Here is a 23,265-nt window from a genome sequence, read left to right as displayed (position 1 = left end):
ATCCGTTGGCCAAGCTCTGAACAACATAGCGATGCCGAGCAACAGCACCACACTGTACAACACTAAACTCCCTACTGTGCGCATTTCCATTTGACTCTACCAAGCATGGCGCCGCCCGTTCACCGGTGCGACGATTGCAAACTTCCCCAAGAACCTGCGGTATAACCCTCCAGATTCTAACCAGCACCCACGATGCCTACTTCTTGACCCCGAGTGCACCGATTTTCGGTCAGTGGTGGAAAAGTGTCGGCATACAACGCATGTGTTCGCAGCGCTGGTCAACAGGGCTGTAAACATGTAAAAGCATGAGCGTAGTTCTCGCGCTCATTATTTTTTACTAAGCACACCACACATCGCCATTCAGCCAACTCTCACTGAGGATCTTGCTATAGAGCACATTTTTTCAACTAAGATAAATGGGCTCTAGTAGCCACGAGCGCGAGGTCAATGGGTACAGCAGACAATAGACTTACCCTGGCACCCAAGCCCTCAAATTGGCGCCCTAGGTAATGGAGATCCCGGTTGTTGATTGGCATGCTGGCGATTCGAGCGCGCCTACGCAGAACCGCGTGACACGTATAGCCAATTTACAACATCAACACCTTATTTACCGAACTGCAACATCCACCATTACACGGCTCTCAACCTAGCCACAGAAAACACCGCACTACGGTGTTTTAACTACCGACAAGGAACAGTGACCATGCCCGTTAATCAAACTGTATTGAACCTCGCCCGCGAACGGGCACGCGTACAGCCAACGAATGCGCGAACCCAGTGCTCCTCTGAGGGAATGCAGCAAATTCTGACCGACTTTATGACTTTTTCAGCGGTTCCTGGCGCCAGTCGCCGCTTGGCGGGTATTCGCACTTTAGATGCGGCCGTAGCCAATTTGCGCCAATCTTGGCCCGTTGCTACGGCGGGTGCCTTTCCCGTTTGGATGAATGTTGACCCTCACGTGGAAGCAGTCCTGAGGGCTAGCAGGGCTTGGCTAGATGCCGGTCATTCTCGCGGTGGAGCCATTCAACGCGCGCCGGCGGTACGCACCCTCTACTGGAAAGTAGCCTGGAGCTACTGTTCCGCCCACTATGCTGAAGACGCCTGCGCAACCATAGTCCACAACGGCCTAGTTAATACGACGTCAGCCCTCGAGATCGCACTCCCCAATAGCGCCAACGGCAATTGGTACGAGTTTCCAAATGGCGCAATATTCACTCACCGCGCACAGCCCGCCGGCGTTGGCGCTGCACCGCTACTGCGTGGCGATACTCGCAGCCCTGAACAATTGCTAGCGGTACCAAACTGCGCCGGTTTTGGCGCCCAGCACATTGGCCATTTTTCCAATTACCAACCCTGGTTTGACGGCAACGCCAACACCGATACCATTTCAACAACCAACGACCAAGCACTGGCCATACAGGCAGGCCCCGCCGCACGCGCGCTCGGCAATCCCGTGGGCCCAGTACCACCGGGATTTGCTAATTTCACGGGCAACAATGCACCCAGGGGTTATGTCTACGAACTCAACGTGGGCGCGAGAACGGGTGTGGAAGTGCTAAATACGCCTGCGCACCGCGAAAGTGTGTTTTTGACGATCCCAAGAGATTGCATTACCCGCTGGTGGATCGTCAGAGCTGACAGGCACACCCATGGGCCGCACGTCTACCACCCACTCCCCGCAGGGCCGGTTGATGGCAGCGCGGGCTGGTCCGCCGCACCAAACGTATTGGCTTAAGCGATTGCCCTAAAACCGGGACATGTAATGCGTGGTTTGACAAAATAGCTAAGGCCACGCGTTGTCCAATATGGCTCGCATTTGTTCTGATATTTTCGTTAGCGATTAAAGCACGACTACCCGTCAAGCGATCCACCGCCGGCGTCTTGCGCGCAGAAGTTATCTTTTTTACACAGCGCTTAGCCCTACTTCACTAGTCGGCGGTCGTTAACGCTGCAATGGTAAATGCTGCATCCACCTATTAATCTGAGGCATAGAATGCCAATAATGATTCAACATTGGACACACTTTCTGGATTAAATGCCTTAGCCAACCTGAACCAAACCGCGCAATGCGGTTTTATTACATCATCCCCCTCGACCTAGGCTTCCGACTTGGCGACGACTGTCGATATTTCCGCAGGGCCAGCGGGCAAACGCCGCCACAAACACCACAAAGCCAGTAGCAGCAGTACGCCATTCACCGCTAATGCCACGCCCGCAAAGGCTGCACTGCCAAAGCGCGCGCTATAGCCCGCCAGCAATGCCAGCAACACCCAGCCGATTGCAACTTGGTAGCGGCGCTTGATAGTCAGCGCGTCGCGCTGGTACCAGGTGGCTGCGCACAACGCCACCAAACTCGACCAGAATACCCACACACCTGGCCCGTGCAATAACACCTGCACCGGCGCACTCAGTGCCAACGCCAGTGGCAGCCCCCACACAAAACCAGCCCATAGACGATCCAGCCCGTCGGCGCGCCCGCGTTTGGCAAGCCAGATGTTAATGCCGGATACCGACACCACCGTTAGGCCCAACCCCAGCACCACATACAGCACTTTTACCCACAAGCCGCCAAAGTGGCCAAAGTGCAAGCGATAAACCGAGTAGATCACTTGCTTGGCCGCCGGGCCGTCTGAGAATCCATCGCGCTGGATAAAGTTGCCCGCCAAATCGAACGAGAAATTTTCCGAGTAAATCAGCCGGCCGGGTTGCTGTACAAAAAATTCCATGAAGGCGCTTTCTGTACCGGCGTCGTGCAAAATCATAAACAGCGGTTTGCCCCCGGGCGACAATGCCGCCAATTGGGTATAAGCCTTGGCAATCTCTGGTACCGCTATGGTTTGTGTGACTTGGGGTTCTGCGCCAAAGGCCTGTTCAATAATTTTTTCCTGATCGCCGCCGTAAAATACCTGTGCATACACACTCATCACCAACAGGGCACCACCAAAATAGGCGCCGGTTACGGCAATCATCAAGTAAAAGGGACTGCCCCACACACTTAATCGGTTGTGCAAATCCACTTGCCTGAGTTGGTAGCTTTTATTCACACGCAATCGAAACGCATCGCGCAAGATGCTGGGGTGCGACAAAAAACCCGAGATGATCAAACCCACCAACAGGGCACCGGCCGCACTTACCACAATCATGCCAATGCGCTGCGGCAGATGGAGGTTAATGTGCAAGCCGGTAATTAAATGGGAGAAATCATCATAGGCACGGGGCCCCTGTTCGCCGTTGGCGGTGAGGTAGTAACCGGCTTGACTGTCGGCCACCTTCATCATAGGCAGAGCTTCTGAGGGAAATACCAGGTAGAGGTGATCTTCCGGCTCACTCATGGCGCCAAACCAGCGGTTAAACCCGCGCTCGGCAGCTGCGGGATCGACGGTTTTATAAGGCTCAGCCAGCGGCTGCTCCCAGCGCTCAATCTCTTCGTAAAACACCGCCAGCGTGCCCGATAGGCAAATGGCGTACAACAGCGCGCCTAGAAAAATCCCTACCCAACGGTGACCGGCAAGGGCCGGCTTTACCCAGCCCAATAGCTTTTCTTTCAACATAATCAACGTGCCAACACCCACAGATTCAAAGCGCCAATATCCACAAAAAAACCGACGAGCATATAGCCGCACCGGCAGACCAGGCCACCGGTGTGCGCAGCCGCGCCGCACCACACAACCAAATGGCCAGGCCACCCCAAAATAGCGTTTGGAGCCCCAGCGCCCAAATAAGGCGCGCAAGGTGACTCACTGGCAATAGCTGTACCAATGCCACCGACACCAGCGTGCTGGCAAGCGCGGTAAATAACAGCAGGGCCAGCGCGCGCAACACAAGCTTCCAGGCCCGCCTTGCGGGTACAACTTGCGCGTCTTGCGTTAATGAATAGCTGCCTTGATCAACAGCCGTCCGATCAACCGATGCCCGAAAGCGCGCGCGAGCTTTCAGACGGTAGTGAGTATTTTTGCTGCCCTGCCATTGCGGCGCGAGTATGAGCCACACACACAGGGGCACGCTAAAGAGTGTGAAAATGACGCCGAACTCAACACCCACTGCGGCAGTCCATGGCCAGCTACTTAGAAGCAGTAACACCCAAGCCACTGTGACAAGCCCAGGCAGATTTCGGGGCTGCTGCCAACTCCAATATAAAAGCCCAACACCGACTAGCGTGAGCATCAGGGCAGCTAACAACAAAACGCTTTCCATAAAACATGCAGCCCGCATTCACTGCGGGCTGTCCTCGGCGCAGGCCATCAGAAATTATAGCTGGCCTTGGCCACCAAAGAACGGCGCAGGCCCGGGAAGCAGTCGCCGCGCGTAAGGCAACTGGTGAGGTACTGCTCATCGGTAAGATTGCGCGCATTCAAGCTGAAGGCCCAGTGATTCACTTGATAGCCGATCATGGCATCGTACAAGGTGTAGGCCGGGGTTTTGTAACGCAAGCTGTCGTTTTCAGAAATACTGGCACCTACATGACGCACACCGGCACCCACTTTCACGCCGGAAATACGCTCTGGCTGATAGTCTACCCACAGCGCGGCCTGGCTTTCCGGCGTGGCGGCCAGGGCAAAACCGTTTGGATCTTTGGCGTCCAATGACGACAGCGCCGCCTGCACATAAAACTCGCCCAGCCGTGCGCGCGCCTCTAGCTCCAGGCCCTTCAAAGTTGAAATGCCCTGCTGTTGACCCGCCGTTGCGGGCAAACTGTTGGGGTTTGGCAGGTTGGAAATTTCAATATCGAAATACGCAAGTGTTATCAGTGCGGGCACGCCTTCGGGCTCGTACTTCACACCGGCTTCGTACTGGCGACTTTCTTCAGGGTTTAACTGATCGCCATTGCTATCAACACCAATCACCGGATTAAAGGATTCGGCGTAGCTCACATAGGGCGAGAGGCCATTGTCGAACGCGTACAACACACCCGTGCCAAAGGATGTGGCGCGATCGGTTTGGGTGGTATTACTTACGTCATTTTTTACTTCATCCTGACGCACGCCCAAGGTGATGCGCCAATTGTGCCAGCTGATGTAATCGTTCAGGTAAACGCCTGCATCTTTTACCTGTTGTTCGGGTTGGTCTACATACAGGGCATCCAGCGCTGATTGGTCGGGCACATTGCCATACACGGGATTGGCCAAGTCCAACGCCAAAGAGAAGTCGCCTTGCAGGGCACCGCCTCCGTAGTAATAGGCGCGATTGGTATCGGTGGTTACCGTTTGATATTGCACGCCCAGCATCAGCTCGTGGTTAAATTCACCGGTGCTGAAGTCGCCGCGTAACCGCGCGTCGACGGCGGCTTGATCGAAGGTGTTGTCAGCCTGATAAAAACTGCGCGCCACGGTGGTGCTGGTGGCCACGGGCGCCCCCACCAAATCGTTTAAGTAACGGCTGTTGCCCGCGCCGGTAAACACCGCCCAGGCCTGGTGGTAATCGGCTTCGCCCTCACGCCACAAAAGCGTACCTTCAAGCGTTAATGCATCGGTTAGGGCTTGGTTCATCAAAAAGGTCAGTTGGTTGGCGCGCGTGTTGTAGCGGTTAAAAGCGGGTTCGCCTACATACACATCCTGATCGAGATAGCTACCGTCTGCCAAGGGCTCCAGGGTGCCCTGAATGGGAATAAACTGCGAGGCGGTGTCGCTATCGGTATCTTGCATCATGCCAATGAGCGTATAACTGCTGTCATCTGTTGGCGTGTAGGTAATGGAGGGCATCAGCACGCGGGTGTTGTCGTCCACATACTCCACTTGCGAGTCACTTTCGCGGGCCAGCGCCACCACGCGGTACAACCAATCGCCAGATTCACTGAGTGCGCCGGTAAAGTCGGCCTGTAGCTGCTTGCGATCGTAATTGCCAAAATCCACACTCAACTCACCCGCAGCTTCCGCTTTAGGGGTTTTCGAGACATAGTTCACTATGCCGCCGGGCGAGCCCTGCCCGTATAACACAGAGGCCGGTCCTTTCAGCACTTCCACCTGTTCCATAGTAAACACTTCGGCGCGAGTACTGTTATAGCTGCCAAACAATTCCTGAATGGAATCGCGGTAGCGCGGCACATCCAAACCGCGCGAACGCACCCAGTCGCCCCGGGTGGCAAAGCCGTAGGTTTCACCAGTTACGCCAGCCATGTAAGTGGTGGCCTGAGAAAGATTCAGGGCGCCTTTATCGGCCAGCATGGCCGCCGTTTCCACAGAAATAGAGCGCGCCGACTCCATAATGGGCGTATCCGACTTAGTAGCGCCAAAGCGCGACTGAGTCGCAATGACGCTCACGGTTTCCAATTCCTGACCGCTGTCCTTGGCCTGGGCCATAGCAGTGGCAGAACTCAAAGTAAAGGCGCTAACGGCCAATGCAAGCAAACGACGATTCATGATCTTCCCGATGTATTGGTAATAATAATGATTCGCATTATACATTCGAATTTAATTACCACAATATCCGCAGGGAGATTTCAATGTCTGATGAGAGATATATGCGCCAGCTTACCGATGGCCAGCCCAGGGGATTGAAAGGTGTATGACACAACATAGGCTTGTGAAGTCGAACCACAAAACATAGGCGCGCTAACCGGCTTACAACAGCGCAACACCAACGGTTCCAACAACCACACCACTTGTTGCGCTGAAACCGACACCGCCTGCGATCCAACCTGAGGATAATCGAGAGCACTCACGGTAGCCATCTGCCACGCCCACTATTGGACGCGGCGCTAGCGCCAAGACTGAGACCACTCGACGCCCTACTGGCACCACCAACGGATGCAACACTGATGCCTCTGCCCCTCGATTACGGCCGCCGCGAAAGCATCAACCTGAGATCTTGGAACCTGCGTACCGGCCAATCATAAAGCGTGCACCCTCCCTACCGCCCAGACACTTTCGCCTGTGCCAACGGGACGGTTTTAACGCCAACTTAATATTATTTATTGAGAATCATTATTATTATCATTACTATACGCATCTTACTGCGCATCGCTCTGATGTGCCCGGTGGCACTCGCGTCACCACCAGGACATTGCCGCCACTCAGATGGCCATTCACTATCAGGAGGTAGATCCAATGCAGCCGCGCGTGCATGACTTTATCGGAATTGGGCTCGGGCCCTTTAATCTGGGGTTGGCCTGCTTGTCATCTACCCTCAAGGAATTGGACTGCCTGTTTTTGGAGCGCAAGCCGGAGTTCAGTTGGCACCCCGGCCTAATGTTGGAAGCCGCCCACCTGCAAACCCCGTTCATGGCAGATTTGGTGACCATGGCAGATCCAACCCACCCGCTGAGCTTTCTGAATTACATCAAGCAACAAGGGCGCCTGTACGCGTTTTACATTCGGGAAAACTTTTTCCTGATGCGCCGAGAATTCAATCAGTACTGCCAATGGGCCGCCGCACAGCTGAACAACGTGGTGTACAACCAACAGGCCCTAGACATCAGCTGGGAAGATCAGCAGCAGTGCTACCGGGTACTGGCGCAACACCCAACCACTCAAAAAACTACTGAGTACTTCGCCCGCCGCTTGGTGTTTGGTACTGGTCCAGTGCCCAACTTGCCCGCCCCCTGTGCTCGCCCACGAGAGCGCGTTATGCACAGCCAGGACTACCTGTTTAAAAAACATGAATTGCAAAAGCAACGGAGCATCACCTTGGTGGGCAGCGGCCAAAGTGCCGCCGAAATTTTTTACGACCTACTACAGGACATCGACGGTAAAGGCTACCAACTGAATTGGATCACCCGCTCGCCACGCATTTTCCCGCTGGAGTACACCAAGATCACCTTGGAGATGACCTCGCCCGACTATGTGGATTACTTCTACGAGCTACCGGCGGCAACTCGCGCCAAGCTGCTCACACAACAACATGGACTCTACAAAGGCATCAATAGCGAACTGATCAATGCCATTTACGATTTGATGTATATCAAACGGCTTAATGGCCCCCTCGATGCCCGCATTACCACCAATGCTTCGCTACAACGGGTACGCGATCAGCCCGGCGCACTGAGTCTGACGTTTTTACAGGAAGAGCAAGGGCAATCCTTCGAGATCGACACCCAGTTTGTGGTGATGGCTACTGGCTATAAATACCGACTGCCAGAATTTATTCGCGGTATTCAAAACCACATTAATTGGGAGGCACCGGGCCGCTTTTCGGTAGATCGCCACTACAGTATCGATGATCGAAAAACCCTGTTTGTGCAAAACGCCGAGCTACACAGCCACGGCTTTGCCACGCCAGACTTAGGCATGGCCTGCTACCGCAATAGCTGCATTCTACGAGAAATTCTCGGCTACGCGCCCTACCCCATCGAAGAGCGCATCGCCTTTCAAACATTTTCTGCCAACCCAGAAACCAACACGGCATTTAGCTACGCACCGGCCGGCCAAGAGGTGCGTGCCTGATGTCGCTAAAGTACACGCTCATTGCGCTGACGCTAATATCGGTTGTGGCCGACACACTGCTACTGCCGTTTTACCCGCAATTTTTTGCCGAGGCATTTGCAGAAACTTCCGCCGCCCATGTAGGCGCCTATATCGCTGCCTGCTGCTTTACGGTGATGACGGCCTTTCCCCTGTGGGCGCGGCTGGCCCGCTGGGTGGATGAAGTGCACCTATGGGTTGGGACCCAAATTGCCGCCGGCACCCTCGGCCTTTACTGCGCTCAAACCGATTCACTCGTGGGCTTTTGGATTGCATCGCAATTGATGCTGGTTTTTAAAGCCAGCTACCTATTGATCTACCCCTATGTGCTGCGCCTGGAAGAAAAAGATCAACATCTAAATGTGGCTGGGCTGTTTTCAGTACTAGTGCACTTTGGCGCCATTGGCGGTGCCTTGGTGGGCGGCTGGATTATTCAATACTTCGCCGCACAGTCGGTGTACTACGTAATGGCCACTTCCGATGCTGTGCAAGTACTCATTTGCCTGTGGCTAATTGCGCGCCTTAAACTGACCTGGAAAAAAACCGCTGCCACTGCCTCACTGGAACCTGAAACTGGCTCACCGTACAAAGCGCTACCCACATCCTTCTACCAGCGCTTAGGCTTTAATAGCTGGGTACTCAAGGTGTGCATGGTCTCTGCGCTGTTCTACTTCAGCGCGTTTATGGCGCGACCCTACTTCTCACTCTACTGGGAGCACATTAGCGGCATCAATCACAAACTGTTAAGTGCGCTGGTTTATAGCATTCCCGCCTGGATTGCGCTCGGCTGCCTCACCTATAGCCATTTCTTTCAAGGCGCGCACAGGCATTTTCAAAAAATATTGTTGGGCACGGTGGTGGCCATGGTGGGCTTAGTGCTACAGGGCAGCGGCGATAGTAGCCTGATTGTAATTGGCCGCTGCTTGTTCGGCTACGGGCTCTACCAATTCATGGTGCGCCTGGAAGTCATTCTGTTTGAACGCAGCCAGCCCGAACAATATGCGGCCGACTTCAGCAAAGTGCATTTCTTTCAAAACTTGGGCGTTATAGGCGCGAGCTTTAGCGTGGGGCTGGTCGTGGACTCACTCGGTCTGGTGTACACCTTTGGCGCGGCCTTTATCGGTTTTGCAATCGCGCTGGGGCTGTTTTATGGGCTGTTTTTTAGGCAGATTCAAGCCGCCAATACCGGTACACAAACGCACAGTAAATCATCTACAACCCCGGCCACTGAGCCTTCGCCGTCGCCACTTGAGGCAAGCCCTCAAGCCACCCCCCAATAAACACATGCAGGAGGCCACTATGAATCACATGGTAACTTTCACACACCCACAAACCGCCGGTGTATCCAACCCAATTGCCAGTGGCAGTTATCAGCGTAAGCAATTTAGATTTCGCGCGCTTAATCCAGAAACCGATAGTGCACTGATACACAGCTGGGTGAGCCAACCCTATGCCAGCTACTGGGGTATGCAGCACTTTTCACAAGCCCAGGTACAGGCAAGTTATCAGGCGATGTTGGCAGAACCCGGCCGCGCGGTGTTTTTAGGCTGCGACATGGACTGCGACAATGGCCCTCCGCTGTTTTTAGTGGAGCGCTATAGCGTTGACCAAGACCCGATTGCCGATTGCTACACACCACAAGCGGGCGACATCGGTATGCACCTGTTGCTAGCGCCGACCGACACGCCGCAGCACGGTTTCTCTCTGGCAGTGATGCAGAGTGTGATGGCCTTTCTTTTTTCTGACGCCTCAATCCAGCGCGTGGTGGTAGAGCCGGATTTTCGCAATCACAAAATCCATAGGCTCAATAAGCGCGTGGGATTTTTTCACAGTCAGCGCATTCAATTGGGCGAAAAGACCGCCTACCTCGCCCACTGCACTCGCGCTCAGTTTTCCGCCGCCCTGACGGTAGCCGAGCGCATTGCGGCCCCAGACGTACTGGTACACAAGGCGGATAATCTGCGCCAAGGACCACAAGCCATGTTAGATACACCGGCGCTTGCGGGCGAATCGCTAACACCGGAAATCTGGGCCCAGGTGAATCGCAACCTTATCCGCAAGGCGCTGTCGGAGCTTTCACACGAACGCATCCTTGAGCCGGAGCGTATGCCAGCTGCAGGTACAGAGTCCGGCACCACAGAGCAAATCCATGCCGAAGACCTACACTGGTACCAGTTCACGCCCTTGCCAACTAATTTATCCGGCAGCACAAAGAGCGCAACCACCGAAGTACAGTGCGCACAAGCCACCGTGTATTACCGCTTCCAGGCCCGGCGCTTATCGCTCGATCACTGGCACATAGAGGCAGCCTCCATCAGCCGCTTTATTAACAATGAACCACAGCCGCTGGATGCCATCGCTTTTATTTTGGAAATTCGCGGTTATCTGGGTATCGCCAAAGAGCGCTTTCCAATATATCTCGAGGAAATTACCAGCACCCTGTGCAGCGCAGCCTTCAAACTGCACAGGCCGCACATGAACGCAGATGACTTGGCGCTAGCGGACTTCCAAACCATCGAGGCAGCAATGACCGAGGGCCACCCTTGCTTTATTGCCAACAATGGCCGCATCGGCTTCGATGCCGCAGACTACCGCGCCTTCGCACCGGAAACCGGCGCCCCCATTACACTGCTGTGGCTGGCTGCGCACAAATCGCGCGCACATTTTGCCTGCACCCCGGATTTAGATGCCACAACACTTTTTGAACAGGAGCTGGATCTCAGTACCCGCGAACTGTTCGACAACCAATTGCTCGCGCAGGGCCTCAACCCCGGTGATTATTGGCTTATGCCCGTGCACCCCTGGCAGTGGTTTAACAAACTTGCCAGTGTCTACGCGCCGGAACTTGCCAGCCGTAAACTCATTATGCTGGGTTACGGCGACGACGCCTATTTTGCCCAGCAATCCATACGTACTTTTTTTAATGCCAGCCAGCCGCACAAGCGCTATGTGAAAACGGCACTGTCGATACTGAACATGGGCTTTATGCGCGGCTTATCCGCGTACTACATGCGCGCCACGCCCGCCATTAATCAGTGGTTGCGCGAGCTGGTGGATGGCGACAGCTACCTGCAATCACTCGGCTTCGATATGCTGCGCGAAGTGGCTTCCGTCGGCTACGAGCTACCCTATTACGATCGCGCGCTGGTGGGCGATAACCCCTATCGCCGTATGCTGGCCGCACTCTGGCGGGAAAATCCCACCACGCGTTTGCAGCCAAACCAACGCCTAATGACCATGGCAGCTTTGCTGCACGTAGATGAACACAACCAGGCCTTGCTACCCTCGTTGATAAAAGCCTCGGGGCTTTCCACCCAAGCTTGGCTAGCCGACTACCTGCGCGCCTACCTCACGCCACTCTTGCACTGTTTTTACCAATACAAACTGGTGTTCATGCCCCACGGCGAAAATCTCATTTTAGTATTGGAAAACCACCGTCCTACGGGCGTCTTTATGAAAGACATTGGCGAAGAAATTTGCCTGCAGAACAGCGACATGGCACTACCGGAATCTGTATCGCGCATTGCCATTACGCTACCAGAAGACATGGAGCTGCTGGCTATTTTTACCGATGTTTTCGATTGCTACTTCCGTTTCCTGGCCGCCATAGTGGACGAGCATACCGAGCTCAGCCACCGGGACTTCTGGCAGTTGGTGGCTGAAAGCGTTTACCAATATCAAGACGATCACCCGGCATTGGCACAGCGCTTTCAACACTACGATCTCTTTGCCGATGATTTTTCACTGTCGTGCTTAAACCGCCTGCAACTGAAAAACAACTTGCAAATGGTGAATCTGGAAAATCCAGCCGAAAGCCTCACGCTGCACGGGCGCCTGACCAACCCGCTGGCTGCTTTTCGCAGACGCAGCGCCATTGAAATGCGCACAGACCCAACAGCCGCGACAGCCTCAAGCACTTCAGCCAAAACGCCAGACAACACAACAATTCCGGCCTGACTGCCCATGAGTCCGCATTTCGCCAGTCACCCGCTCGGGCAAACCAGGCCGGCGCGCTGGCGCAACCAACTGAACCTTGTTGCACAGGCCATGCACGGCGGCCTTCAATTGGCGGATAGCAATGCCGCGGTTAATCTGCGGCTGCCCTTGCACCACATCATTGAAGGCGAGCACGCGCTACTGCATTGCCTTCTAGACGCAATGTTTGCGCAAGTGAAAACCCGCTGCCCAAACGCGCGGGCCGACTATTGGCCCACCGCCGTTTGGCGGCAAATGATTTGGCAACCTGTCTACATGGCTATTGCAGCAGTGCACGGGCTTGATACCGCCCTGCCGGTTGAGCGCATGGCGTTCAAACTGTTGACAGACAGTAGCCTGCGCATTCTGGCAAGCCCGTCCAGCGCCTATGCGATGCAGCCCGATTGCCGCGCACTGGCGATTACTGCAGCCTCCTTCGCGCCTTTTGTTGACCAACTATTGCAGGCGTTTATTGAGTATGAAAAAAGTCAACGCCCTCAAACACGGGGATACAACACAATCAGAACTGAGTCGAACATAGACCAGGAAAAAGATTCAGTAAGAATCCCAAGGATTAACAAACCCAATAGCCGCGGCCTGGTTGCCGACACCTTCATCTTCGGCCTAAAAGCCTTTGCCGAGGCCAGAGGCTTAGATGATCACTGGCTCGCCAAAACCGGCCGCAATTGGTGCCTAGCTGCAGGGCTAACTGATCGAAAAGGCAACCCCTTAAGTTTTTGGCAACCGCGAAAAGCCTGCTCAGATTTTTCAAATAGGCGCAACAGCACACACACTTCAGTGCCGCCAGTGCTCAGCGGTAATTTATTGCGCCGCGCCTGCTGCAAAGATTTTCTAGTAAGCGGCGACACCTGTGCCAGCTGCCCGCTCAATAATTCTACTGCGAAGGGCCTGCAAACCTCGCCTTTTTCGCACTCATCCACGGCTGAGCATTTTTATCGCCCGGCCACTTAACTTTACCATGCCATTCGGGGCCCATCGATGACACTGATTGCACCTATGACAAGACCAACACACACTGACCAATCGCCCTCCGCACAAGCGCTCACAGCCGGGCGCATTCAAGCCATAGACGCGGGCCGGGGTCTCGCGGTTTTGCTCATGGTGCTGGTTCACACACTCTGGATGTACGCAGATCACAGCACCCAAACGCAATCGTGGCTCGGTACAGTGGTGCACGTAATTGGCAAGGGCAGCGCTGCGTTTTTAATTTGTATGGGTGTATCGCTGGTCATGGCGCGCAATCAGTCCGCCAGCTACCGCGCCCTGCGCGGGCTATTCATACTTACCCTGGGCTTTATGCTGAACAGTTTGAAATTCGTACTGCCCATCGCCGCAGGTGTTATGCCAGAGGCATTTATTCAGGCCTATGGCTGGCAGGGGCCGCTCTCCCTCGCGCAATACCAATATCTGTTGCTCACTGGCGATATTTTGCAATTGGCCGGTATATCGCTATTGCTTTTGGCACTGGCCCACCCACTGCTCACCAAAAAGCGATACATACTAACACTGGGCCTAATGCTGGCCGTGTGCGCGAAACTCTTTGCGGGCGCGCAGTTGGGCATTGCCGGTCTTGATTACCTGTTGCGGCTGCTGTTTGCCGATAGTTGGCAGGTGTACTTTCCGGTGTTTCCGTGGATGAGTTTCATCTTATTTGGCATGTTTATGGGCAAGCTCATTAATGAATACGGTCCAGGTGCCAGAATACTCGCCCGCCTGCCTTTGCTCGCTGTACCCCTGTTAATCGTTGGCGGCACACTGTGTTACGCAGACTTTGCCTATCACTTTGGCGACTTTTTCCACTTGGGGCCGGGAGGTGTCTTCTATTTACTGGGTATCAACTTGCTATTGCTGTGGGCCATTCACAGCCTGCTGAAAAAGCCCACATCAGTAACCCGCTTGTTGAACTATTGCAGCCGCCGGGTCACGAGCCTTTACATCATTCAGTGGACACTCATTTGTTGGGGCATGGCACTGGTGGGTTACCAAACCCTCAACAGCACACAAACCCTATTGGCCATGGTGTGCACCCTGGCAACAACCTTTGCCGTGCAACGCGTGATTGATTTAGGCCGATCCTTTCACGGCAACCGCCAAGCCGCCGCTATTGCGGAGAGTTAATACCTGCTCGACCATCGCCACGCTACCGTGGCGAATGGCCAGACAGCCTACAATCTCTACCTACTAGTAATACCGCAGGTCTTCACTTTTGCCCCAGAATACGCGGTAGGAAAACAGTGTATAAGCCACAATCATGGGCAACACAAAAATGACGCCCCACAGAATAAACGTGAGCGAAGCCGCCGCGCTGGCGGCTTCGGTGGCCAGTAGCTGACCGGGAACCACATAGGGAAAGTAACTATAACCCAAGGCTGAAAAGGCCAGTAAAAACAGACCTACCACACCCGTAAATGGGCGCCGCGCCGTAGCGTGGCAATCGGGCGTGTCGTACAGCTGTTGCAGGGCGCGTTCAATCCACCAGAGGCACATCATGCCCAACAGCGGCAGCAGGATCAGCAGCCACAAACCAGCACCCGATAACCACCGCTGTGCCACTTCTGGCCGGCCCACCAAATTAAATGCCGTAATAAACAGCAAACCCAAAAGCGTGAGCGCACCCGATAGTCGCAACCAACGCAGCGACCGGCTTTGCAGCGCTCCTTCGGTTTTCATCACCAACCAGGCGCTGCCGATATACACATAAGCCGCTGCCACGCATAAAGCACTCAAGCAAGCGAACGCCAAAGCGGGCAGTCCGCCCGCAAAGCCTGTGACATACCGACCCAACATATACCCCTGCGCCAGCGCCGCCAAGCCGGAGCCGATGCGAAAACAACTGTCCCACAAGGGGCGCAATGGCGAGATGGCCTTGGCGCGAAAATCAAACGAGACACCGCGCAGAATTAAACCGACCAACAACAACAGCGCCGGCAGGTACAGCTCCCGCAAAATCAAACTGTGGGCTGCGGGAAAGGCAATTAACAAAATACCCACGGCCAACACCAGCCAGGTTTCATTGGCATCCCAAAATGGGCCAATAGAGGCCACCATGCGATCGCGCTCGGCCTCACTGCCCGAGAGCAACATGCCCACCCCCAGATCGTAACCGTCGAGCAGGGCATACACAAAGACCGATACGCCCAGCAGCCCCCAGAAAATGTACGCCAGCGTTGTGATCTCTAAATTCATTGCATGGCTCCCTGTACCGGCAGTGCGGTATCGTCTGTTTCATATTCTTCAACCGCCACGGCTTTGCGGGCCATGTAAAACACCGTGTGTAGATAGGCCACCAGCAAACCTGCATAAATCAGCGCATACACGGTGAGCGAAATCGACACATTGCCCGGCGCCAAACCGGTGACCGCGTCGGCGGTTTTTAACACGCCCGACACCAACCAGGGCTGGCGGCCGATTTCTGTCACATACCAACCCGCGAGCGTGGCCACCCAACCGGAAAATGTCATGGCCACCAGCACACCGGTGAACCAGCTAGGCAGGGTGCGCTGATTGCGACCCAGCCACACGCCGGCCCACGCCACCAACAACATGAGCAGGCCCACGCCAACCATTACCCGAAAACCAAAGAACACCGGTCTTACCGGCGGATGCAGTTCAAATTCATTCAAGCCCTGAATTTCGCCGTTGACGTCGTGGGTTAAAATCAAGCTCGCCAACTTCGGAACGCCCACGGCAAAGTGGTTGGTTTGCGTGGTTTCATCGGGCCAGGCAAAGAGCAACAGGGAAACACCTCGCTCGGTGTGCCACACCCCCTCCATTGCGGCGATTTTTTGCGGCTGATGCGCCAGCGTGTTTAATCCGTGTAAATCGCCGGCCAATATCTGCAGTGGCACGATGACGGCGGCGGCGAGCAACGTCACCCGCAGGGCTTTGCGCGGCGCCTGTTTTTGATCGCCTTTGCGCAGGCGGTAGGCGGAAATACCCGCCACAAAAAAACAAGCCATCAGTGCCGAAGCCAGCATCACGTGGGCGAGCCGATACGGCATGGAGGGATTAAACACAATGGCCCACCAATCCACCGGCATGGCCACCCCCTGCTCCATCACAAATCCCGCCGGTGTTTGCATCCAGGAGTTCAGGGCGATAATCCAGAACGCGGATAGACTGGTGCCCACGGCCACCAGCAATGTCGCCAGTGTGTGCAACCACGCCGGCACCCGGTGCATACCAAATAGCATAATACCCAGGAAAGTCGCTTCGAGAAAAAAGGCTGTGAGCACTTCATAGCCCAGCAAAGGGCCCGCCACATTGCCCACGGTTTCCATAAAGCCCGGCCAATTGGTGCCGAACTGAAAACTCATAGTAATGCCCGTCACCACGCCGAGCGCAAAAGTAAGCGCAAATAGCTTGACCCAGAAACGGTAAATACGCATCCACACCGGGTGGCCCGATAGCTGAAAGCGCAATTTGAAATAAAACAGCAACCACGCCAATGCAATGGTGATAGACGGAAATAAAATGTGAAAGCTGATATTCAGCGCAAACTGGATGCGCGACAGCAACAAGGTGGTTAGCAATTCCGGTTCCATAACCTCTCCTGGTTAAATTTAGGGCAAAGCCACCCCCTGGGTGCAGAAAGGGTTGCACCCAAATATCGTAAGAGACGTTATTATTTTTTTAACCAAAGCGCCGAGTGAAAAACCTGCCCGCTAGCCCATCAGTTTATTTTTAAGCTCCAGCACCTTGCCCACCCCAGCGCCAAGTTTTAGCAACGCCTGCAGTTGCTCCGGTTTTAAGCGCTGGACGTCGTCCAGCCAGTGGGTAAAGAGCTCCAGTAAGTCGTGAATTTCCTGCATGCGCTCGGTGGCATAGTCTGGCGCTTGGCCGTCGCGTTGCATCAACTGGCTGCGCAATACGCTGAGTGTGGGGTCGACCTCGCGCTTGCGGCGCTCGCTGAGCACCTGCTGCGCCATGTCCCACAGGCTGCCATTCGGCCCGTAGTAATCTTTGCGGTCGCCCGGCTCGCGCACCACGCGAATCAAGCGCCAACTTTGCAGTTCTTTGGCCGCCATGCTGACGTTGCCTCGGGAGATACCCAGCGATTCGCTAATATCGTCGGCACACAAAGGCGCCTCACTGAATACGATCAGTGCCAGCACCTGCCCCACCGAGCGGTTAAACCCCCAGCGGCTGGCCATCTCGCCAAAATGCAATACACAGTCTTGCCATTGCGCCTGCGCCATGGGTATAACCTTTTAAAGTTTCAGTATTTTCTGAAAGTTTAAAATACAACGGACGTTAAGGCAATAACACGAGAGCAATTAATCTGGCGAACAAAGGTAGGGCACAACACCCCGCCGCCGGCAGGTGCGGGGTGCCCTGATAACACTCGCGGTTACAAATGGGGAATCTGCAAGGTGGAGCGATAACTGGCAGCGTAGTTAAAGGTCACGCTGTATAGCTGCAGCGTTGGCACGGCATAAAGCAAATCGAAAGTATCGAGCGCCACCGCCAACCGGTGACCCGCCGGCAGGTCGTAAGCGGCGGTGACCAACTCAAAGGCCACCGTCTGACGCTTGCCCGGCTCGGCATTGTGCAGCGTTACAGGTCCGTGGGTGATGAGCTTGCCCACGCCCCAGGCGTCCACATCGTACAAATAGGCCACCAATTGCATGCGCGAGCGCGACGGGGTGAGCTCGAGCGACAAGCGTGGCGTGCCGCGAATTTTCAGCGGCCAAAGTCGGCGTTCTGACTCAAATACGATGCCGTGCAGGCGATTGGTCAAGCTCAGCGGCCAAAGCACTGGCAACCCGGTGTGGCCATCCAACAGCGCGGAAATTGCAGGAATACCGGTGGAGGCACCCGAGTCCAAGCCGGAAACAATGGTATCGCTATTGGGCCACCAGGGCTGGTAGGGCGACTCGCGCAATTTACCCTGCCCGATCAATCCGCGCCGGCCCAAGTAATAAACTTGCGTGTGCGCCTCTGCCGGCGGCCATTGCTCGTAGCCCTCGGCAGAGTAGTTGAGATCGGTGCGCAGGTTCACCACCGGTTTGTGCATAATGCCGGTGTCGATACCTTTGAGCCAATAATCGAACCAGTCGAGGGTGTTATCCCAGGTTTCGTTGTCTAAGCCAATCAGGCCAAACCCCTCGGCGCTGGCGTGGGTACCCTGGTTCAGATCAATACGTTTGGGGCCGGTGAGCGCACTAAAGAAACGCAGGATGTTATTTGGTTGAAACAGGTTGTCGCCAAAATTATTGGCAATGTAAACCGGCGCCTGACGGGCATTGATCTGTTCGATAAATGTCGTGGGCGAGCGGTGAGCCGCCCAATCCAGCACCTGATCAATATTGCGGTGTGCCAGTAGATCGCCATAGTTTTGTGGCACTTCGTCACTCAAGTTGGCGGTAATTAAGCCACTGAGCGTAAGAAAACTGCCCCAAAAAAAGCGCGGCGTGTCGTTGCCGTACAGCGCTTCGGCCAAGTCGCCCCAGGTACTCATGGCCACCGCCGTTTTTATGCGCGGCTCGTGCGCCAGGCCTTTCAAACTGATACCCGAGCCATAGGAAATACCGCTGATGCCAATATTTCCGATGTCTACGTCGTTACGCGCCTGCAGGTAATCCACCACAGCGGTAACATCCGCCATGTCGCCATCCGACAACACCGACACCTCGCCGCCGCTGCAACCCCAGCCGCGCGCGCTATAGCTCAGCACCACATACCCCTTTTTCGCCAAGCGCGCCGCCTGCAGCAGGTATTCGTGTTCATCCAACACCCAGGAGTTCACAAAAATGATCGCAGGGAAACCCGCCGCCGGCGGTGTGCTTTTAGGCGTAAACACATTGGCGGCAATGGCGGTACTATCGGCAGAGGCGATGACTAGGTCGCCGTCGTAATGGTAGTGTGGGTTGGTAGGCAGTGGCACATTAAAGCAAAGCTGTGCCAGTGATTGCATGGAAAACAACAGCGCGCTGACCATTGCCAGCAACTGCCAAATACGCAGGAGCGTTTTCATTGTATTGCCCTCTAAGGTTATTATTTTTATTGCGATGGGACTGCTTCGCACTGCTAAAGCTAGCCGCTTGCGCCCAAATCACCAAAAGAAACCGGCAATTTACAGCTTTGACTGAAGAGTCAGACACTGACGTTCCAGTCAGTAATACACGAGAAAAATAACGATGAAAAAATCATTCAGAATATTGTTGGCCACAGCCATTGGCATCACCGCCCTTGTAACCGTTGCATTGACCCTGGGGCCGGCGCTCGCAGAGCGACAGATGAATCGCGTACAACCTGCTGGACTACTGACCATCTCGCCGGCCGCACAGACGCTGCACCAACAGTTGTTCGTTGCCGACTGGCATGCCGACTCGCTGCTGTGGAATCGCGATCTTTTAGCCGCCAGCAATCGCGGCCATGTCGACTTGCCGCGCCTGCAAGCCGGCAACGTGGCCCTACAGGTGTTTACTACCGTCACCAAAACGCCAGCCGGTTTGAATTACCACAGCAATAACGCCGACAGCCGCGACAACATCACCTTGCTGGCCATGGCCCAAGCCTGGCCGCTGCGCACCTGGTCTGATCTTACCGAGCGCGCGCTCTATCAGGCCCACAAGCTGCACACACTAGCGGCCACAGCGCCAGAGCAACTCACACTGATCAAAAGCCAAGCTGATCTGCGCCAACTCTTGGCTGCCAGAGCACAAGGACACAAAAAAGTGGGCGCACTGCTCGGCACCGAGGGCTCACACGCGCTAGCCGGCGATTTGGCCAACATCCAGCGCCTGGTCGACGCGGGCTTTCGCATGATGAGTCTGCACCATTTTTTCGACAACGCCCTAGGCGGCTCCTTGCACGGCAGCCATAAGGCCGGGCTCACCGATTTTGGCCGCGCGGCGGTGGCGGCCATGAACCGCGCGGGCGTAGTCATCGATGTTTCTCACTCCTCGCCGGCGGTGGTGCGCGAGGTTTTAACGCTCAGCCAAACGCCACTGGTTGTGAGCCATACCGGCACCCACAACCACTGCCAAAGCCCGCGCAACTTACCCGATGAGCTAATGCGCGCCATCGCCGAGCGCGGCGGCCTTATCGCCATAGGTTTCTGGGCCGGTGCCATTTGCGATGCCAGCCCAACCGGAATTGCGCGCGCCTTAATTGCCGCTGTGGATCTGGTGGGGGAAGACGCCGTGGCACTGGGTTCGGATTTTGACGGTGCGGTGACTACAGCTATTCATGCGGGCCAACTGGTGCAGCTAACCCAGGCACTGCTCAACGAAGGCATGTCGCCGGCGGTCATTACCAAGGTTATGGGGGGCAACCAATTGCGCTTTTTAATGGACAATCTGCCAGACGCCTAAGATGGAGCGCCAGACGTAAACCAGACCGAAGACTTAAAGGCAGGATACCGGCGGGCAATCCCGCCGGACAAACGCATACGATTAAAGGGCGTTAAAGATCAGCACACGGCCGTTAATGATTTTGGAAACAATGAGTTTATTGTCGGCAAAATAATAGCCGCCCGGATTGGCAAGCATGCGCGCGCTGGGGTTGGCATCCTCAATACCGTCGCCATCATCATCGTTTGCCGCCATGAGCGTCATGTCTTTTTACCCCAACACCACATCGGCAGGCTGAAAGTTTTCGAAGATCAACGGCACTTGCGGGCTCCACTCGCTAGTGCGGCTATTGCCCACCGCATCGGTCACGGTAACCGTCAGCGAACGCGACTGGCCACCCGACCAGCGCGTCAGCGGCTCAATGACCAGCAACCGCGCGTCCTGCACGCGGGTTTGCGCTTGCGTTGCCAAATCGCCCTCCAATTACCCGTCAGCAAGGTCTTCATCGTAGTGCAACAAAATACTGCCATCGGCGGCCATCACCGCGCTGGGCGCGCTCGTTAATGTCGGCGCAGTGGCGTCCACATTCAGCAGCAGCTGTGTTTCTGCTTGGTTGCCGTGTATATCCAGCACGGTGATCAGCAGGGTCTGTGCTTGCCCCTCTGGCCAGGCATTTAATGGCCGGATAACCAGGGTAGCGCGATCTTGACTAGTCGTTTCCAGACCCACGCTGCCCTCTGCAGCCAGGGTGCCACCGAGTGTGACGGAACTTATAGATTCATCAAATTGCACAGTCAGTGCGACTTGATTGTTAATTGACGCACCCTGGAGCGGGGCGTCGACGGTTATAGGCGCCTGTAAATCGAGGCCGGACAAGCCATCGCCACCACAGGCAACCAACAACACAAAATAGAGAAAACACAGCAAGTTTGGGCATACCAGACAAACTCGTTGATTCATTGACTCGCGCAATTTAGAGGTAGGCCCTTGGCCATACAAACTTGAGTCCTGCGACCAACACCCGGTAAAGTCCGCTGAACCGAAGCACGGCTATTGGGGCTTTGGGGCCGCCAGCCGTCCTATAGACACCCGTACACCCGCCAGGATTGCCGGGTAACGCATACACAATAAGACAGATGAGGACTCGACCATGATTTCCCGATCTCCCCTGCTATTGGCAACCGCTATTGCGGTATTAGCCGCTGGTTGTAGCAAACAGGATGCACCGACATCAGAAGACACTATGAGCAAGCCCAAAACCGAAGCGTCCGCCCAGGCAACTGCCGAGGCCAGCAACCCGTTTTTCGCCGACAGCAGCCTCTACTTCAAGCTGCCGCCCTTCGACAAGATTAAAGACACAGACTATGCACCCGCCTTTGAGCGCGGCATGGCCGAGCAGCTGGCTGAGATGGAAGCCATCGCCAACAACCCCGAAGCGCCCAGCTTTGAGAACACCCTGGTGGCCATGGAGCGCAGCGGCGCCATCCTGACCCGCGTGTCCAACGTCTTTTTCGCCATGACCTCGGCCAACACCAACGACACCCTGGAGGCCATACGCTCCGACGTGGCGCCCAAGTTGTCGGCCCACAACGATGCCATCTTGCTGAACCCCAAGCTGTTCAAGCGCGTGAAAGCCATTTACGAGCAGCGCAAGGAGCTGAAGCTAGACCCAGAATCGCTGCGCCTGGTGGAAATTTACTACCGCGATTTCGTGCGCGCCGGCGCCAACCTGTCTGACGCCGACAAAGAAAAGCTGAAAGACTACAACAGCAAGTTAGCTACCCTGGCCACCACCTTCAGCCAGAACGTACTGAAAGAAGTGAACGACTCAGCCGTCGTGGTGGACACCGCCGAAGAACTGGCGGGCCTGTCTGAAGCCGCCATCGCCAGTGCCGCCGAAGAGGCCAAGTCGCGCGGTCTGGAGGGTAAGTATGTAATCACCCTGATGAACACCTCCGGCCAACCCCCGCTGTCGTCGCTGACCAATCGAGCGGTGCGCGAGCGCATCATGAAGGCCTCGCTGGCGCGCGGTTCGCGCGGCGGCGAGTTCGATAACCGCGAAGTTCTGGCAAAGGTCGTCAAACTGCGCGCCGAACGCGCGCAATTGCTGGGCTACCCCAACCACGCCGCCTACGGTTTGGAAACCCAAACGGCGCAGACCACCGAAGCGGTGAACAAACGCCTGGCAACCCTCACGCCGAAAGCCGTGGCCAACGCCAAGCGCGAACAGGCCGACCTGCAGAAGATGGTGGACGCAGAAGGCGGCAAGTTTAAGGTGGCCGCTTGGGATTGGGCCTACTACGCCGAAAAAGTCCGCGCCAAGCGCTACAACTTCGATGCCGATCAGCTAAAGCCCTACTTCGAGTTGGACAACGTGCTGCAAAACGGCGTCTTTTATGCCGCCACCAGGCTCTTTGGCATTACCTTTAAAGAGCGCAAAGACCTGCCTGTGTACCACCCAGACGTGCGCATCTTTGAAGTGTTCGAAGAAAATGGCGACACCCTGGCACTGTTTTTGTTCGACCCCTACGCGCGCAGCTCCAAGCGCGGTGGCGCCTGGATGAATGCCTATGTTT

The 23,265-nt window shown here is 55.4% G+C and carries 18 protein-coding genes; 8 read left to right on the top strand and 10 right to left on the bottom strand.

Annotation, left to right across the window (positions count from 1 at the left end; all coding sequences use genetic code 11):
- The first annotated feature begins 703 nt into the window (after positions 1–703).
- Entirely contained in the window at positions 704–1,735 is a 1,032-nt protein-coding gene (locus tag ACW8F6_RS03565; protein ID WP_491574468.1) for a hypothetical protein, read from the top strand.
- Positions 1,736–2,096: 361 nt separating this feature from the next.
- On the opposite strand, the gene ACW8F6_RS03560 is transcribed toward ACW8F6_RS03565, so the two are convergent.
- The 3 genes from ACW8F6_RS03560 to ACW8F6_RS03550 all read right to left on the bottom strand — a co-directional run bounded on the left by ACW8F6_RS03560 (position 2,097) and on the right by ACW8F6_RS03550 (position 6,356).
- Positions 2,097–3,551, bottom strand: a complete 1,455-nt coding sequence (locus ACW8F6_RS03560; RefSeq protein WP_491574467.1) for a PepSY-associated TM helix domain-containing protein — start codon at positions 3,549–3,551, stop codon at positions 2,097–2,099.
- 25 nt (positions 3,552–3,576) lie between these two features.
- A complete protein-coding gene (locus ACW8F6_RS03555; RefSeq protein WP_491574466.1) occupies positions 3,577–4,041 on the bottom strand; it encodes a hypothetical protein in 465 nt (154 codons plus the stop codon).
- 200 nt (positions 4,042–4,241) lie between these two features.
- The gene (locus ACW8F6_RS03550; RefSeq protein ID WP_491574465.1) at positions 4,242–6,356 is read right to left on the bottom strand and encodes a TonB-dependent siderophore receptor; all 2,115 of its coding nucleotides are present in this window, start codon (positions 6,354–6,356) and stop codon (positions 4,242–4,244) included.
- A gap of 687 nt (positions 6,357–7,043) precedes the next feature.
- Between ACW8F6_RS03550 and ACW8F6_RS03545 the strand changes: the two genes are divergently transcribed.
- The 5 genes from ACW8F6_RS03545 to ACW8F6_RS03525 are packed head-to-tail and all read left to right on the top strand — an operon-like array spanning position 7,044 to position 14,510.
- Complete coding sequence (locus ACW8F6_RS03545; RefSeq protein ID WP_491574464.1) at positions 7,044–8,378, top strand: lysine N(6)-hydroxylase/L-ornithine N(5)-oxygenase family protein; 1,335 nt, start codon at positions 7,044–7,046, stop codon at positions 8,376–8,378.
- A complete protein-coding gene (locus ACW8F6_RS03540) occupies positions 8,378–9,676 on the top strand; it encodes an MFS transporter (protein WP_491574463.1) in 1,299 nt (432 codons plus the stop codon). Before ACW8F6_RS03545 ends, ACW8F6_RS03540 begins: the two co-directional genes overlap by 1 nt.
- Positions 9,677–9,695: 19 nt before the next feature.
- Complete coding sequence (locus ACW8F6_RS03535; protein ID WP_491574462.1) at positions 9,696–12,353, top strand: GNAT family N-acetyltransferase; 2,658 nt, start codon at positions 9,696–9,698, stop codon at positions 12,351–12,353.
- Positions 12,354–12,359: 6 nt separating this feature from the next.
- Positions 12,360–13,343 (top strand): hypothetical protein, encoded by a 984-nt coding sequence (locus ACW8F6_RS03530; RefSeq protein ID WP_491574461.1) that lies wholly within the window; start codon positions 12,360–12,362, stop codon positions 13,341–13,343.
- 45 nt (positions 13,344–13,388) lie between these two features.
- Positions 13,389–14,510, top strand: a complete 1,122-nt coding sequence (locus ACW8F6_RS03525) for a heparan-alpha-glucosaminide N-acetyltransferase domain-containing protein (RefSeq protein WP_491574460.1) — start codon at positions 13,389–13,391, stop codon at positions 14,508–14,510.
- Positions 14,511–14,573: 63 nt separating this feature from the next.
- On the opposite strand, the gene ACW8F6_RS03520 is transcribed toward ACW8F6_RS03525, so the two are convergent.
- The 4 genes from ACW8F6_RS03520 to ACW8F6_RS03505 form a co-directional block, all read right to left on the bottom strand.
- Positions 14,574–15,578 (bottom strand): cytochrome d ubiquinol oxidase subunit II, encoded by a 1,005-nt coding sequence (locus ACW8F6_RS03520; RefSeq protein WP_491574459.1) that lies wholly within the window; start codon positions 15,576–15,578, stop codon positions 14,574–14,576.
- Positions 15,575–16,924, bottom strand: coding sequence for a cytochrome ubiquinol oxidase subunit I (locus tag ACW8F6_RS03515; protein WP_491574542.1), 1,350 nt, complete (start codon positions 16,922–16,924; stop codon positions 15,575–15,577). Before ACW8F6_RS03515 ends, ACW8F6_RS03520 begins: the two co-directional genes overlap by 4 nt.
- 132 nt (positions 16,925–17,056) lie before the next feature.
- Positions 17,057–17,590: a GbsR/MarR family transcriptional regulator gene (locus ACW8F6_RS03510; protein WP_491574458.1), complete on the bottom strand. Its 534-nt coding sequence runs from the start codon at positions 17,588–17,590 to the stop codon at positions 17,057–17,059.
- Positions 17,591–17,742: 152 nt separating this feature from the next.
- The gene (locus ACW8F6_RS03505) at positions 17,743–19,368 is read right to left on the bottom strand and encodes a CocE/NonD family hydrolase (RefSeq protein WP_491574457.1); all 1,626 of its coding nucleotides are present in this window, start codon (positions 19,366–19,368) and stop codon (positions 17,743–17,745) included.
- 163 nt (positions 19,369–19,531) lie between these two features.
- Here ACW8F6_RS03505 and ACW8F6_RS03500 point away from each other — a divergent pair, with 163 nt between their 5' ends.
- Complete coding sequence (locus ACW8F6_RS03500) at positions 19,532–20,710, top strand: dipeptidase (RefSeq protein ID WP_491574456.1); 1,179 nt, start codon at positions 19,532–19,534, stop codon at positions 20,708–20,710.
- 81 nt (positions 20,711–20,791) lie between these two features.
- Here the strand turns inward: ACW8F6_RS03500 and ACW8F6_RS03495 are convergent, their stop codons facing one another.
- The 3 genes from ACW8F6_RS03495 to ACW8F6_RS03485 are packed head-to-tail and all read right to left on the bottom strand — an operon-like array spanning position 20,792 to position 21,649.
- A complete protein-coding gene (locus tag ACW8F6_RS03495; RefSeq protein WP_491574455.1) occupies positions 20,792–20,944 on the bottom strand; it encodes a hypothetical protein in 153 nt (50 codons plus the stop codon).
- A gap of 15 nt (positions 20,945–20,959) precedes the next feature.
- Positions 20,960–21,160 carry a hypothetical protein gene (locus ACW8F6_RS03490; RefSeq protein WP_491574454.1) on the bottom strand — a complete coding sequence of 67 codons (201 nt, stop codon included), beginning with the start codon at positions 21,158–21,160 and terminating at the stop codon, positions 20,960–20,962.
- Positions 21,161–21,172: 12 nt separating this feature from the next.
- Entirely contained in the window at positions 21,173–21,649 is a 477-nt protein-coding gene (locus ACW8F6_RS03485) for a hypothetical protein (RefSeq protein ID WP_491574453.1), read from the bottom strand.
- A gap of 190 nt (positions 21,650–21,839) precedes the next feature.
- On the opposite strand from ACW8F6_RS03485, the gene ACW8F6_RS03480 reads away from it, so the two are divergent.
- A partial coding sequence (locus ACW8F6_RS03480; RefSeq protein WP_491574452.1) for a M3 family metallopeptidase occupies positions 21,840–23,265 on the top strand: 1,426 nt, incomplete at its 3' end.

The sequence above is a fragment of the Simiduia sp. genome, assembly GCF_058345725.1.
The sequence above is the reverse complement of the archived record's forward strand: the minus strand, read 5'-3'. Positions and strand labels throughout refer to the sequence as shown.